Genomic DNA, 13,977 nt, shown 5'->3' with positions numbered 1-13,977 from the left:
GACTGATTCACCATGAACGGACACTGGTACTGTACCGACTGTGAGGAACGCATCGACAAGCAAGCCATCGAGGACCACGAAGCCGACGGCCATCACGTCAAGGGCCGGCTCCGGCCCGACCGGCTGCTACCGTCGGACCCCGAACTCGTCGGCACGCAGGTCGACCTCGGCGAGGGAGGTGACGCCTGATGTGTCTGGGCGTCCCCGGCGAGGTCCGGGAGATAGACGGCCACGAGGCGGTCGCGGACTTCTGGGGCGTCGAGCGCCGGGTGCGACTCGACGTGGTCGGCGACGAGGTCGAGGTCGGCGACTACGTGCTCAACCACGCGGGGTTCGCCATTCGAAAGATACCCGAGCGCGAGGTCGAGGAGACGATGGCCATCTACGAGTCGCTGTTCGAGAACGCGCCCGACGAGGCGCTCGACGAGATCGGCGCGCCCGAGGGTACGGAGCTCGACATCGGCACCGCGAGCGAGGCCGAATCCGACGTGGGGAGTAGCGATGACGACTGACGCCGCCGACCTCAAGTTCCGGGACCCCGAGACCGCCCGGGAACTCGCCGACGACCTCGCGGACCTGATGGCCGAGGTCGACCAGCCCGTCGAAATCATGCACGTCTGCGGGAGCCACGAACAGGTCATCGCCGAGTTCGGCCTGCGGAGCATGCTCCCGGACGACCTCTCTATCACGATGGGGCCGGGCTGCCCGGTCTGCGTGACGAACATGCCGGAGGTAGACGAGGCGGTGGCGCTGGCCGAGGCCGGCAAGACCGTCGCCACCTACGGCGACATGTTCCGGGTTCCGGGCACCGTCAGGAGTCTCGCGGACGCGAAGGCGGCGGGCGCGGACGTCGAGGTCGTCTACAGCGCGAGCGAGGCGGTCGAACTCGCCGAGGAAACCGGCGAGGACGTCGTCTTCTTCGCCACCGGCTTCGAGACCACGGCCGCCCCGACCGCCGCGGTCCTGCAGGCGGACCCGCCGGAGAACTTCTACGTGCTGTCGGCCCACAAGTACGTCCCGCCCGCGATGGAGGTCGTCGCCGAGATGCCCGACACCGACGTCGACGGCTTCCTCGCGGCGGGCCACGCCGCGACTATCACGGGCTACGGCCTGTTCGAGGAGTTCGTCGCGGAGTACGACCTCCCGGTCGTCGTCGGCGGCTTCGAACCGGTCGACGTGCTCTACGGCCTCCGGCGACTGCTGGAGTTCGTCGTCGAGGGCGAGGGCGGGCTCGACAACGCCTACCCGCGGTGCGTTTCCCGGGAGGGCAACGAGACCGCGATGGCCGCCATCCGGGAGGTGTTCGAGCGCACGTCGGGCGAGTGGCGCGGCATCGCCGACATCCCGGACGCGAACTTCGTCCTGTGCGACGAGTACGCCGAGTACAGCGCCCGCCGGGCGTTCGACGTCGAGGCGGTCGAGGGCGAGGCCGACCCCCTCACGCAGGAGTGCATCTGTGGTGACATCATGGCCGGGACCGCCTCGCCCGACGAGTGTGACCTGTTCGGCGAGGAGTGTACCCCCTCGAACCCCGTCGGCGCGTGCATGGTCTCCGACGAGGGGACCTGCAAGATTCACTACGAGTACGGAGGGCAACCCGACCTATGAGCGGCGACGGAGACGGGCTCGAAACCGACGACGGAGGCGAGTCGGTCACGGTGGCCCACGGCGCGGGGTCGGGCGAGACCCGTCGGTTCCTCGAAGAGCGCGTGGTGCCGCGGTTCGGCGCGAACGGTGACGACGACGGGGAGGCCGACGCCCCCGCGGTCGGCCTCGGCGCGCTCGACGACGGCGCAGTCCACGAGGTCGGCGACCGGTCGCTGGTCGTCACGACCGACAGTCACGTCGTCTCGCCGCTCTCGTTCCCCGGCGGCGACATCGGCCGGCTCGCGGTCGCGGGCACGGTCAACGACCTCGCGGTGATGGGCGCGACCGACCCGCTCGCGCTGACCTGCTCGCTGGTGGTCGAGGAGGGCACGTCGGTCGAGTTGCTCGACTCCGTCCTCGACTCGATGCAGGCGGCCTGCGAGGAGGTGGGATGTCGCATCACGGCCGGCGATACGAAGGTGATGGGCAGCGGCGAGGTCGACGGCGTCGTGGTCAACACGACCGGCGTCGGCGTCGTCCCGCAGGGCGGCCACGTCACCGACGCCGGCCTCTCGCCCGGCGACAAGCTCGTCGTCTCGGGACCGCTCGGCGACCACGGCATCACCTTGCTGACCGCCCGCGAGGGGTTCGACATCGTCGGCGACCTCGAAAGCGACGTCGCCCCGGTCGGGGACCTCGTGGCGGCCGCGCTGGACGCGGGCGAGGTCACGGCCATGAAAGACCCCACTCGCGGCGGGTTCGCCACCGCGATAAACGAGATGGTCCGGAAGGCCGACGTGGGCGCGACCCTCGACGAGACGGCCATCCCGGTCCGCGAGCCGGTCGCCTCGGCGGGCGAGCTGCTCGGTATCGACCCGCTCGACGTTGCCAACGAGGGGAAGGTCGTCTTCGGGGTGGCACCCGACGACGCCGAGGCTGTCGTCGAGGCGCTCCGCGCCACCCCCAGCGGCCAAGCGGCCGCGATAATCGGCGAGGTCACCGACGAGAACCGGGGTCGGGTCGTGCTCGACACCGGCTTCGGGCGGCGGTACCTGAGCGAACCCGAGGGCCGACAGCTCCCCCGAATCTGTTGACCATGCACGAACTCAGCGTGGCGGGGGCGTTGCTCGACAGCGCCGTCGAGGCCGCCACAGACCACGACGCCGACGAAATCGAGGCGCTCGCGGTCGAACTCGGCGAGGCAACCCACGTCAACCCCGACCAGTTGCGGTTCTGTCTGGAGACCGTCGCGGAGGCGACGCCCGCCGCGGGGGCCACCGTCGAGATAGAGACGGTCCCCGCGCGAGCGGCGTGTGACTGCGGCTGGACCGGCGAACCGCCGGGGTTCGAGGGAACAGCCGCCGTGGTGCCCGCGGCCCGCTGCCCGGAGTGTGGCTCCGGCGTCGAGTTCACCCGCGGCGAGGAGTGTCGACTGACCAGCATCGAGATACCCGACTCGGACCCGAGAGCGTCCGAGTCGGGCGACGCGAAACCCGAATCGAACCCATGACCTATCACGTCCCGACGCGACTCCGACCCGTCCGACGAACGCCGACGCATCGCACGCCAATCGACCGACTGCTCGACCAGGTGTTGGGTGACGCGGACGCGCCCCCCGTCGCCAGAACGCACCGGTTCGGTCACGACGACGACCACGACCACGGCGACGCTACCGACGGCGAGGACGTGCTGGCGCGGTTCCGCGAGCAGGCCGAAGCCCTCCACGAGCGGGTGGTCCACGACCACGGGGTGTTCGTCGCCGAGTTCCTCGGGGCGACCGGCGGGGGCAAGACCACGCTGATAGAGCGACTAATCGAGCGCGCGCCCGACGACGAGCGAATCGGCGTCGTCGTCGGCGACGTGGCCGGCGACGACGACGCCAGCCGGTTCCGGGACCACGGGGTCGCCGTCGCCAACGTCACCACCGGCAAGGAGTGTCACCTCGACCCGAACCTGCTCGGCGACGCCGTCGAGGAGTTCGACCTCGCGGAACTCGACCGGCTGTACGTCGAGAACGTAGGCAACATGGTCTGTCCGGCTGACTTCCCGCTGGGCGCGCAGGCCCGCGTCCTCGTCGTGAGCACGACCGAGGGCGACGACGTGGTCCGGAAACACCCCCTGCTGTTCGAGGCCTGCGACGCCGCGGTGGTCAACAAGACCGACGTCGCCGCCGCGGTCGGGGCCGACGTGGCGACCATGCGCGCCGACGTTGCGGAACTCGACCCGGAGATGCCGGTCTTCGAGACGAACGCCCGCGACGACGAGGGCGTTGACGCGCTGGCGGACCGCCTCGCGGCGGTCCGCGAGGACGGTCACAGCCACGACCGTCACGGGGGCGACTCCCCCACGAGCGACCACGCCCACCAGCACTGACAGGTGACCATGACCGAGCGCACACGTGCGGACGTCCGCGTCACCGGCGTCGTACAGGCGGTGGGGTTCCGGCCGTTCGTCCACCGGACAGCCGCCGAGGCGGGCGTCGGCGGCTACGTCCGTAACACCGGCGACGGCGTCGACGCCGCCTTCGAGGGACCCCGCGAGGCCGTCGAGTCGGTACTCGACGCGGTCCGGGCCGACGCCCCGCCGCTCGCGCGGGTCGAAGACGTCGAGGTCGAGTGGACCGACCCCGACGGAATCGAGGACTTCGATATCAGGGACTCGACCGGGAGCCCGAACGAGCGTGCCGGCGAGCGGTCGGGCGCGGCCGGAGTGGCGGTCCCGCCCGACACCGGCATCTGCGACCGGTGTCTCGACGACGTCCGGGACCCGGACTCGCGGTACCACGGCTACTGGGCGACCGCGTGCGTCGACTGCGGGCCCCGGTTCACGGTGGTCCGGGGCGTGCCCTACGACCGGGCGCGGACCGCCATGGACGCGTTCCCGATGTGCGAGGGGTGTCGCGAGCGCTACGAGTCGCCGACCGACCGGCGCTACCACGCCCAGACGGTCGCCTGTCCGGAGTGTGGGCCGACGCTCCGGTACGAAACCGACGGTCGGACCGTCGCCAGACGCCGCGACGCCGTTCGACGCGCGGCCGAACGACTGGCGGCGGGCGAGATACTCGCGGTCAAGGGCGTCGGCGGGACCCACCTCGTCTGCGACGCGACCGACCCGGCCACCGTCGAGCGACTCCGCGACCGGACCCGTCGGCCCGCCAAACCCTTCGCGGTCATGGTCCAGTCGCTGGCGGCCGCCCGGGAGTTCGCCACGGTCGGCGACGAGGAGGCGGCGGCTCTGACCGACGTCCGCCGGCCAATCGCGTTGCTTGAGGCCGGTCACGCCGACGCGGAACCCCCGCCGTGGCTCGACGCGGTCGCGCCCGGTCTCCACACCGTCGGCGTGATGCTCCCGTACGCCGGCCTCCACCACCTGCTGTTCGACGGCGTCGACGGCCCGCTCGTGATGACGAGCGCGAACCTGCCCGGGCGACCGATGGTCACGACCGTCGAGGGGATACGCGAGCGCCTCGACGGGGTCGTCGACGGGGCGCTGGTCCACGACCGCGAGGTCGTCGCCAGGTGCGACGACAGCGTCGTCCGGGTCGTGGACGGGTCCCGGCGGTTCCTCCGTCGGTCGCGCGGGTGGACGCCCGTCGGACTCCCGAACCCCGCGGGCGGCGAGGACGCACCGAGCGTCCTCGCGGTCGGCCCCGAGCGGGACGCGACCGTCGCGGTGTCGGACGGCCACGAGGTGGTCCCCTCCCAGCACGTCGGCGACGTGACCGGTCCCGACGCGCTCGGGTTCCACCGGGACGCCGTCGAGCGACTGACGGACCTGACGGGGGTCGAGCCGTCGGTGGTGGCCTGCGACAGCCACCCGGCGTTCCTCACGACCGAGGCGGCCGACCGATACGCCGACGAGGGACTCTCGGGACCGGTCGCCGTCCAGCACCACCACGCCCACGCCGCCGGGCTGTGCGCCGAACACGGCGTCGAGCGGGCGGTCGTCGTGACCGCCGACGGGACCGGCTACGGGCCCGACGGCACCGTCTGGGGCGGCGAGGTGCTGGACGCGACCTACGGCGACTTCGAGCGGGTCGGCGGCCTCGACACCTTCCCGCTGCCGGGCGGCGAGGCCGCCGTCGAGTACCCCGCGCGGGCGCTGGCGGGGCTGCTCGACGACTCCGACCGGGTCGACGACCGCCTCGTGACCACCGGCGCGGTCGCGGACCGCTCGGAGGCGGCGGTCGTGCGCGAGCAGGCCGCCAGCGGCGTGAACGCGCCGGCCACGACCAGCGCCGGGCGCTTGCTGGACGCCGTGGCCGCGCTCGTCGGGACCTGCGACCGTCGCCGCTACGAGGGCGAACCCGCCCAGCGGCTGGAAGCGCTCGCGCGCCGGGGGAGCGTTCGGGACGTGGCCGTCCGGTACGCGACCCGCGAGGGCCGTCGAGTCGTCGACGTTCGGCGACTCGTCGCCGACCTCGACGCGCTGGGCGCGACCGCGCCCAGCGCCGACGTCGCCGCGACCGCTCAGGACGCGCTGGCCCGCGGCCTCGCCGACCTCGCGGTCGAGGCCGCGTCCGACCGCGGGCTCGACTGCGTCGGCTTCACGGGCGGCGTGGCGTACAACGACGCGATATCCCGCCGCGTCCGGAACCGGGTCGAAGCCGCGGGCCTCCGGTTTCTCGGTCCCGACCGCGTCCCGCCGGGCGACGGCGGCGTCGCGTACGGACAGGCGGTGGTGGCGACCGCGCGCCGGTGACGGGGGACGAACACGCACCGAATCGAGTCCCGTGACCGGCGCTCACTCGCCGCGCGCTCGCTCGAACATCGCGATAGCCTCCTCGCGGCGCTCGGCGTGGTCGACGATGGGCGCGGGATACTCGGGCGCGATGCGCTCGCGCTCGGCGTCGCCGAGTTCGGTCCAGCCGTGAATCTGGTCGGCGGTCGCGTCGCGGAGTTCCGGGACGTAGCGTTTGATGAACTCCGCGTCGGGGTCGTAGCGCTCGCCCTGGGTCGTCGGGTTGAAGATTCGGAAGTACGGCTGGGCGTCCATGCCCGTCGAGGCGGCCCACTGCCAGCCGCCCGCGTCGTTGCCGGGGTCGTGGTCGGCCAGTTTCTCGCGGAACCAGTCGTAGCCCTCCCGCCAGTCGACCAGGAGGTCCTTGGTGAGAAACGCCGCGACCACCATCCGGAGCCGGTTGTGCATCCACGCCTCGGCCCGAAGCTGGCGCATGCCGGCGTCCACGAACGGATACCCCGTCCGCCCGTCCTTCCACGCCTGCAACGCGGCCTCGTCGTCGCGCCACTCGATGTCGCTCTCGTACTCCCGATAGTTCCGGGTCACGATGTCGGGGCGGGCCGCGAGGACGTGGGCGTAGAACTCCCGCCACGCGAGCTGGCGCTGGAACTCCCGGACCGAGGCGGCTTCGGTGCCCTCCTCGTCGTCTGCGCGCTCGGGGTCGCCGTCGGCGCGGCTCATCGCCGCCTCGGTCGCGCGCCAGACCTCGCGGACGCCGACGGTGCCCCAGGTGAGGTGGACCGAGAGCCGCGCGGTCCCGTCGGTGGCCGGGTCGTCGCGGCCCTCGGCGTACCGGAAGATGGCGTCGGTACAGAACGAGTCGAGCCGGTCGCGCGCGGCCCCGGTCCCCATCGCGGGCACCTCGGCCTCGGGCGCGTCGAAGCCGAGGTCCGGGGGCGTCGGAATCGGCGAGGAATCGTCGGGCGCGGCGACCCGGCCCTCGTCGGGCGCTCCTATCGGCGCGTCCGTCTCGCGGTCGCGCCACTTCTTCCAGAAGTACGAGAACACCGAGTAGTGGTCGCCCGCGTTCGTCCGGATGGAGCCCGGCTCGTGGAGGAGCGCGTCGTGGAAGGCCGCCCGCGAGATTTCGGCGTCGTCGAGCGCGAGTCGGACCGCGCCGTCGCGCTCGCGGGCGAGCCCGGAGTAGTCGCGGTTCCAGTAGACCGCCTCGGCTCCGTACTCGTCGGCGATTCGGGGGAGCTCCTCGCGCGGGTCGCCCTCGGCGACGAGCAGGTCGCCGCCGAGCTCGCGGTAGTCCGCGCGGAGCGATTCGAGCGCGTCGCACATGGCCGCGACTCGCGGCGGCGCGGCGTGGGCCAGCACGTCGGGGTCGAGGACGAAGACCGGCAGCACGCGGTCGTCGGCCGCCGCCTCGGCCAGCGCGCGGTTGTCCGCGACCCGGAGGTCCCGGCGGTGCCAGTGGAGATTCACGGGGGAAGCGTCGGACCGCTCCACCGTGAAACCCGGTGTCTTCCGGGGCTCGGCGAGCAGCCCGGACGCCTGCGTGGCCGGTATCCGAACCGATTTTACGCCGATAGAATAACTCCGTCCCATGGACGAAACATCCCCGACGGCCGTGACGGCAGCGTTCCTGGAGCGGTTCGGCGACGGCGAGTTCGACGAGGCCGACGAGTCGATACACCCGGAGGGACCGCTGGAGGGAGCCGGAGACGTCGCGATGGTCTTCTCGATGCTCCTGACCGACTTCCTCGCCACCCTCGTCCTGCGGTCGGTTCCCACGGACGTCACCGAGACGACCGTCGTCGAGGAGGGGCCGACGAGGGCGCGCGTCGCGGCGGACGTCGACGTCGCCGGCGTCGCCACGGTCGCAGCCTCGGTCGAACTCCGCCGCGGCGAGTCCGACGGAGCGCCCGGCCGCGGCGCGGAACGGGGCGACTGGCGGGTCTGGAACGTCGACCTCGACGCCTGACCGTCCAGTCGCGAGGCCCGCTGAACTCTCGCGACGGTCGCCCCGCCGCGCTCGCAGGACGGCCGGAATCGTTCCCGAGTCACCTGACACGCGACCGGACCGACCGCTCCCGGGCCGCTACCCCCGGTCCGGGCCTCGTCCGTCGGATTTTCGGCGGCGTATCACCGGCTCACAGCCGCGACAGCACCGCCGACGCCGCGATGCCCGCGACGAACGCCACGCCGACGTTCGCGACCAGCCCCACCACGCCGACGCCCGCGGTCAGTCCCAGCGAGTCGGTGTCCAGACTCGCCTTCCCCAACTGGCCCGCGACGAGGACGAGCACCACGCCGAGCGTCGCCATCGGGAACGCGGCCACGAGGTCGACTGCGACCAGCGCCGCCAGCGCGTACAGCGCGCCGAGTATCAGATTCGCGCCAGCGGTCTTCGCGCCGAAGGCGTACTTGCCCGCGACGCCGCCCGAACCGTGGCACATCGGGAGCGCGCCCAGCGGAACCGCCAGCAGGTTCATCGCGCCCATGCTGGTCGCGAGCTCGTCGGGCGAGGCGTCGGCGTCGTAGAGGTCGTCGAGCAACAGCGAGGTCGCCACCGCCGCGTTGCCCACGGTCATCGCGAGTTGCGCGCCGGTCGCCGAGAGCGCGTCGGCGGTCGGCGCGAACGCGGTCGCGGCGAGCGCCGGCCCGAACGCCGGCACCGCGACCGCGGGCAGGCCGGTCTCCGCGCCGGCCAGCGCGACCCCGAGTCCGAGGACGGCCAGCGCGCTGGCTCGCGGGCGGCCGAGCGCGACGACCGCGACGCCGACCGCGCCGGCCGCGAGCGCGGTCCGGGGCGCGGCCGCGCCGAGTTCGAGTCCGGTCCGGGCGAGCACGAGCGCCACCGCCAGCTGGACGCCGCGGATGACCGCCGCGTCGATGCGGTCGGCCAGCGAGCCGAGCGCGCCCGCGAGGCCGAGCGCGAGCAGGACCGCGCCCGCGAGCACTCCGGCGAACGCGAGTTCCGGCACCGACAGCGACTCCGCGATGACCAGCGCGGCCAGCGCCTTCATCGGCTCGACCGAGACGGGCGCGCCGTATCGCAGACCCCACACCACCTGAAAGACGCCGAACCAGAGCAACAGCACGGAGAGCCGAAGCTCGGTCAGCGCCGAGACCGCGACCACGACCGGGAGCACGGTGACCGAGTCGCCGACCGCGCCAGTGACCTCGCCGGCCGAGAGCGTCAGTCGTCGCTCGCCGGAGGCGGTCGCCCAGAAGCGCACGCACGGAGGGAGGGCCGTAACGAACTTCAGTTTATCGGGGGACTGAAATAGGTTAATTACGAGGATAGAGAAACCGTTTCTGGTTGCTTCCGGGCGGGCAGGCGAACAATCCCGGCGCGGGTAAACGGCGTTTCCACCGCGCGGCGTTGGCGGGGAACTATGGTGCGGGCGTCCGTGGGTCCGGCCATGACAGACCGAACCGTCCACCTCCCGGTCGCGGCCCAGCCGAGCCTCGACGCGCTGGTCTCGCTCGCCCAGCGCGCCGAGTCGCGGGGCTACCGTCGCGCGTGGCTCCCCGAGACGTGGGGCCGGGACGCCGCCACCGTCCTCTCGGCGGTGGCCGAGCGCACCGACGACATCGGCATCGGCCCCTCGATTCTGAACGTCTACTCGCGGTCGCCGGCGCTGGTCGGCCAGACCGCCGCGACGCTCCAGGAGCTGTCCGGCGGTCGACTCCGGCTCGGACTCGGCCCCTCCGGACCCGCCGTGATCGAGGGGTGGCACGGCCAGCGCTTCGAGCGACCCCTGCGCCGGACCCGCGAGTACGTCGAAATCGTCCGGGCGGTCCTCTCGGGCGAGACCGTCAATTACGACGGGGACGTCTTCACCCTCGGGGGCTTCCGGCTCAGGTGCGGGCCGCCCGAGGCCCCGGTCCCCATCGACGCGGCCGGCATGGGTCCCAAGTCGGTCGAACTCGCCGGCCGGTTCGCCGACGGCTGGCACGCGCTGATGCTCACCCCCGACGGCGTTCGCGACCGGCTCGCCGACCTCCGGCGCGGGGCCGACCTCGGCGGTCGGGACCCCGACGACGTGCGGGTGACCCTCTCGCTGACCTGCGCCGCGCTGGACGACGGCGACCGGGCCCGGCGTCTCGCGCGCCAGCACCTCGCGTTCTACGTCGGCGCGATGGGCACCTTCTACCGGGAGGCGCTGGCCAGACAGGGCTACGAGGAGACCGCCGAGGCGGTCGCGACCGCGTGGGGCAGCGGCGACCGGGAGGCGGCGCTGGCCGCCATCGACGACGACCTGCTCACCGACCTCGGTGCGGTCGGCACGCCCGAGGACGCCCGCGAGCAGCTCCGGGCGTTCGAGGCCATCGAGGGCGTCGACAGCGTGGCGGTCTCGTTCCCGCGCGGCGCGGAACCGAGCGACCTCGACGCCACCGTCGACGCCCTCGCGCCCGAACACTGACCGAGCGTTCGAACCGAACGGACCCGGACGAAACCGCCTCGTGAGGCGGTCACGCGAAGACTTATCCGACTTGGCGGCTCATCTTTCGCTACATGAGTGAACGGGCAGAGGCGTCCGAGTCGGCCTTCTGGGGCGACCCGGCCGAGGGGGAGACTCTCCAGCGCTATCGAAGGCTCGTGAACGCGGTCGGGGACGGCATCTTTCAGCTCGACGCGGCGGGTCGATTCGTCGGGGCGAACGACGCGCTGGTCGAACTGACCGGCCACTCGCGCGAGCGACTGCTCGGCCAGTCCGTCTCGGTCATCCTCGACGCCGACGACCGTTCGGCCCTCGAACGCGCGGTCGACGGGGAGGGGACGCCGGCCGACGGGGAGGGAACGCCGGCCGACGGCGACCGGGCGCTCGAGGTCGCGGTCCGGACAGCCGATGGCGACCGGATTCCGTGCGAGCTGCGGCTGAGCCCGCTCGTCGAGGACGGGGGCGTCCGTGGGCTCGCGGGCGTGGTACGCGACGCCGGCGGCCAGCCCTCCGGCGACCGCGGCGAGCGCGGGAGCCAATTCGAACGCTACGAGGCCATCGTGGAGGCGGTCGACGACGGCGTCTACGTCGTCGACGAGGACGGGCGATTCAGGCTGGTCAACGAGGCGTACGCGGAGCTGACCGGCTACTCGCGCGAGCGACTGCTCGGCGAACACGTCTCGCTGGTCGTCGACGAGGAGGTGCGCCGGCGCGCCGAGCGGGTCGAGGCGGAGATGCGCGACGGCGTCACCGAGACCGATAGAATCGAGGCGGAACTGGACACCGCGTCCGGCGACCGCGTCCCGGTTGAGGCGACGTTCGCGATGCTGCCCGGCTCCGACGACGCGCGCCGCATCGGCGTCGTCCGGGACGTGACCGACCGGCGCGAGCGCGAGCGAGCGCTCGCGGAGCGGAAGCGACAGCTCTCGACGCTCGTCGACAACGTTCCGGGGATGGTGTATCGGTGTCGGAACGAGCCCGACTGGCCGATGGCGTTCGTCAGCGACGCCTGCCGCGACCTGACGGGCTACGACCCGGAGGCGTTCGAGCGCGGCGACGTGAGCTGGGGCGAGGACGTGATGGTCGACGAGGACAGGCCGGCGGTGTGGGAGGCCGTCCAGACGGCCGTGGCCGACCGGGAGACGTTCTCCGTGACCTACCGCATCGAGACTGCCGACGGCGAGCGACGGTGGGTGCGGAGCCACGGCCGGGGCGTCTTCGACGAGGACGGCGACCTCGCCGCCATCGAGGGGATTATCTCGGACGTCACCGAGCGCAAGCGACTGGAGGCCGAACTCGACGAGATATTCGGTCGGGTCACGGACGCGTTCTACGCCCTCGACGACGAGTGGCGGATAACCCACGCAAACGAGCGCGCCGAGGAGCTGATAGACTACGACGGCGAGGGACTGGTCGGCCGGAACCTCTGGGAGGCCTTCGAGTGGGCGACCGACTCGACGCTGGGCGAGGAGTACCGCACCGCGATGGAGAGCCAGGAATCGACCTCCTTCGAGTTCTACTACCCCGACCCGCTCGACGCGTGGTACGAGGTCCACGCCTACCCCTCCGAGACGGGGCTGTCGGTGTACTTCCGGGACGTGACCGAGCGCAAGGAGCGCCAGCGCGACCTCGAGGAGTCCGAGCGGCGCTACCGGACCCTGGCCGAGCACTTCCCCAACGGCGCGGTCGCGCTGGTCGACGAGACCCTGTGTTATCGGACCGTCGGCGGCAGTCCGGTCGACGAGGCGGTCCCCTCGGCAGCGGAACTGGAGGGACGGCCGGTCAGGGACGTTCTATCGCCCGAGCTGGCCGACGAACTCGTCCCGCGGTTCGAGTCGGCCCTCGACGGGGAGACCGGCTCCTTCGAGTTCGAGAGCGACGGCGGCGTCTATCGGTTCCATGTCGTCCCGGTTCGAGACGACGACGGGACGGCGTTCGCCGCGCTCGCGATGTCCCAGGACGTCACCGAGCGCATCGAGTCCGAGCGCAGGCTCGCCGAGTCCGAGCGCCGGTACCGCACGCTCGCGGAGTCGTTCCCGAACGGCATCGTGACCCTGTTCGACCGCGAGTCCGAGTACGCGCTGGCGGCCGGCAAGGGATTCGACAGGATTCCCCTCGAGCCCGCGGACCTCGAAGGCCGCCACTTCCGGGCGGCCTGGGACGAGGACACCGCCGACGCGCTCGAACCGGCGTTCCGGGCGGCACTCGACGGCGAGGAGCGGTCGGTCGAACTGTCGTACGCCGGCCGGGAGTGGCTCGTCCACGCGGTCCCGATAACCGACGAGAACGGGACCGTGTTCGCGGGCATGACGATGGCCCAGGACGTGACCGAGCCCAAGGAGCGCGAACGACAACTCGAGGAGACCGTCGAGAAGCTCGAGGCGTCGAACGACCGGCTCGAATCGTTCGCCAGCATGCTGGCCCACGAGCTCCGCAATCCCGTCACCATCGGCCAGATATACAGCCAGCAGCTCCCGGCCGCCGGCTCCGAGTCGTCCGACTCGGGAGCGACGGACGCGACCGCCGACGCGGTCGAGTACGTCACGGAGGCGTTCGACCGCATGGAGGACATCATCGACGTGATGCTGGTGTTGACCCGGGGCCAGGAGGCGGTCGGCGAGTGCAACGCCGTCCCGGTCTCGGAGGTCGCCCGCGACGCGTGGGACGAGGTCGGCGCGGCCGACGCGACGCTCGAAGTCGACGTCGAGGACGTGGTGCAGGCCGACGAGACGTACGTGCGTCACCTGTTCCGGAACCTGTTGGAGAACGCCGTGGAACACGGCTCCACGAGTAACCAGCCGGATGACGCCGCGGAAAGCGAGGGGTCCGGCCTGACCGTGCGCGTCGGCCGACTCGAAGACGGCTTCTACGTCGCCGACGACGGCTCCGGCATCCCTCCCGACGAGCGGGAGGCGGTCTTCGAGGCCGGGTTCACGACCGCCGGCGACGAGGGCGGGACCGGGCTGGGACTGGCCTTCGTCCGGAAACTGGCGGCCGTCTACGGCTGGGAGTGCGAGGTCGTCGAGAGCGACGCCGGCGGCGCGCGCTTCGAGTTCCGGAACGTGGCCCTCGAACCGGCCGAGTGACCCGACCCGAACGTCTGTACTCCCCTCCGGATTCGAATACGAGGGCGCGACCAGCTGGTCCGGACGCCGCGTGCGGTCGCGAGCAGGCCGCCGGCGACTCGCCCGTCCCACCGGCGACACGGTCACCGACCTGGTGGCACCGCCACCCACACCTCGCGACCTCACTC

General features: G+C 72.2%; 12 protein-coding genes. 10 read left to right on the top strand and 2 right to left on the bottom strand.

Annotated elements, in window-relative coordinates; genetic code table 11:
• Window positions 1–12 precede the first annotated feature (12 nt).
• The 7 genes from EPL03_RS20200 to hypF are packed head-to-tail and all read left to right on the top strand — an operon-like array spanning window position 13 to window position 6,288.
• The gene (locus EPL03_RS20200; RefSeq protein ID WP_168216297.1) at window positions 13–189 is read left to right on the top strand and encodes a hypothetical protein; all 177 of its coding nucleotides are present in this window, start codon (window positions 13–15) and stop codon (window positions 187–189) included.
• Window positions 189–512, top strand: a complete 324-nt coding sequence (locus EPL03_RS16895) for a HypC/HybG/HupF family hydrogenase formation chaperone (protein ID WP_135830516.1) — start codon at window positions 189–191, stop codon at window positions 510–512. Before EPL03_RS20200 ends, EPL03_RS16895 begins: the two co-directional genes overlap by 1 nt.
• On the top strand, window positions 502–1,608 hold the full coding sequence (gene hypD / locus EPL03_RS16890) for a hydrogenase formation protein HypD (RefSeq protein ID WP_135830515.1): 1,107 nt from the start codon (window positions 502–504) through the stop codon (window positions 1,606–1,608). Before EPL03_RS16895 ends, hypD begins: the two co-directional genes overlap by 11 nt.
• Window positions 1,605–2,681: a hydrogenase expression/formation protein HypE gene (gene hypE, locus EPL03_RS16885; RefSeq protein ID WP_135830514.1), complete on the top strand. Its 1,077-nt coding sequence runs from the start codon at window positions 1,605–1,607 to the stop codon at window positions 2,679–2,681. Before hypD ends, hypE begins: the two co-directional genes overlap by 4 nt.
• A 2-nt stretch (window positions 2,682–2,683) precedes the next feature.
• Window positions 2,684–3,097, top strand: coding sequence for a hydrogenase maturation nickel metallochaperone HypA/HybF (locus EPL03_RS16880; RefSeq protein WP_135830513.1), 414 nt, complete (start codon window positions 2,684–2,686; stop codon window positions 3,095–3,097).
• The gene (gene hypB, locus EPL03_RS16875) at window positions 3,094–3,960 is read left to right on the top strand and encodes a hydrogenase nickel incorporation protein HypB (RefSeq protein WP_135830512.1); all 867 of its coding nucleotides are present in this window, start codon (window positions 3,094–3,096) and stop codon (window positions 3,958–3,960) included. The genes EPL03_RS16880 and hypB overlap by 4 nt, the downstream gene beginning before the upstream one ends.
• A gap of 9 nt (window positions 3,961–3,969) precedes the next feature.
• Window positions 3,970–6,288 carry a carbamoyltransferase HypF gene (gene hypF / locus EPL03_RS16870; protein ID WP_135830511.1) on the top strand — a complete coding sequence of 773 codons (2,319 nt, stop codon included), beginning with the start codon at window positions 3,970–3,972 and terminating at the stop codon, window positions 6,286–6,288.
• A 42-nt stretch (window positions 6,289–6,330) separates the two neighbouring features.
• Here hypF and EPL03_RS16865 read toward each other — a convergent pair whose 3' ends face one another.
• On the bottom strand, window positions 6,331–7,758 hold the full coding sequence (locus EPL03_RS16865; protein ID WP_135830510.1) for a cryptochrome/photolyase family protein: 1,428 nt from the start codon (window positions 7,756–7,758) through the stop codon (window positions 6,331–6,333).
• A 121-nt stretch (window positions 7,759–7,879) separates the two neighbouring features.
• On the opposite strand from EPL03_RS16865, the gene EPL03_RS16860 reads away from it, so the two are divergent.
• On the top strand, window positions 7,880–8,257 hold the full coding sequence (locus EPL03_RS16860) for a hypothetical protein (RefSeq protein ID WP_135830509.1): 378 nt from the start codon (window positions 7,880–7,882) through the stop codon (window positions 8,255–8,257).
• 169 nt (window positions 8,258–8,426) lie between these two features.
• On the opposite strand, the gene EPL03_RS16855 is transcribed toward EPL03_RS16860, so the two are convergent.
• Window positions 8,427–9,515: a putative sulfate/molybdate transporter gene (locus EPL03_RS16855; protein ID WP_135830508.1), complete on the bottom strand. Its 1,089-nt coding sequence runs from the start codon at window positions 9,513–9,515 to the stop codon at window positions 8,427–8,429.
• Between the two features lie 186 nt (window positions 9,516–9,701).
• Here EPL03_RS16855 and EPL03_RS16850 point away from each other — a divergent pair, with 186 nt between their 5' ends.
• Window positions 9,702–10,706: a TIGR04024 family LLM class F420-dependent oxidoreductase gene (locus EPL03_RS16850; protein ID WP_135830507.1), complete on the top strand. Its 1,005-nt coding sequence runs from the start codon at window positions 9,702–9,704 to the stop codon at window positions 10,704–10,706.
• 92 nt (window positions 10,707–10,798) lie between these two features.
• Window positions 10,799–13,810: a PAS domain S-box protein gene (locus EPL03_RS16845; protein ID WP_135830506.1), complete on the top strand. Its 3,012-nt coding sequence runs from the start codon at window positions 10,799–10,801 to the stop codon at window positions 13,808–13,810.
• Window positions 13,811–13,977 lie beyond the last annotated feature (167 nt).

It is taken from the genome of Halorussus halobius (assembly GCF_004765805.1).
GTDB classification, from domain to species: Archaea; Halobacteriota; Halobacteria; order Halobacteriales; family Haladaptataceae; genus Halorussus; species Halorussus halobius.
The sequence above is the reverse complement of the archived record's forward strand: the minus strand, read 5'-3'. Positions and strand labels throughout refer to the sequence as shown.

Excerpts from the sequence above, each read along its gene's own strand:
- EPL03_RS16860 (WP_135830509.1), top strand. The coding sequence starts at position 7,880 with ATGGACGAAACATCCCCGACGGCCGTGACGGCAGCGTTCCTGGAGCGG.
- hypE (WP_135830514.1), top strand. The coding sequence starts at position 1,605 with ATGAGCGGCGACGGAGACGGGCTCGAAACCGACGACGGAGGCGAGTCG.
- EPL03_RS16880 (WP_135830513.1), top strand. The coding sequence starts at position 2,684 with ATGCACGAACTCAGCGTGGCGGGGGCGTTGCTCGACAGCGCCGTCGAG.
- hypB (WP_135830512.1), top strand. The coding sequence starts at position 3,094 with ATGACCTATCACGTCCCGACGCGACTCCGACCCGTCCGACGAACGCCG.
- EPL03_RS16845 (WP_135830506.1), top strand. The coding sequence starts at position 10,799 with ATGAGTGAACGGGCAGAGGCGTCCGAGTCGGCCTTCTGGGGCGACCCG.
- EPL03_RS16850 (WP_135830507.1), top strand. The coding sequence starts at position 9,702 with ATGACAGACCGAACCGTCCACCTCCCGGTCGCGGCCCAGCCGAGCCTC.
- hypF (WP_135830511.1), top strand. The coding sequence starts at position 3,970 with ATGACCGAGCGCACACGTGCGGACGTCCGCGTCACCGGCGTCGTACAG.
- EPL03_RS20200 (WP_168216297.1), top strand. The coding sequence starts at position 13 with ATGAACGGACACTGGTACTGTACCGACTGTGAGGAACGCATCGACAAG.
- hypD (WP_135830515.1), top strand. The coding sequence starts at position 502 with ATGACGACTGACGCCGCCGACCTCAAGTTCCGGGACCCCGAGACCGCC.
- EPL03_RS16895 (WP_135830516.1), top strand. The coding sequence starts at position 189 with ATGTGTCTGGGCGTCCCCGGCGAGGTCCGGGAGATAGACGGCCACGAG.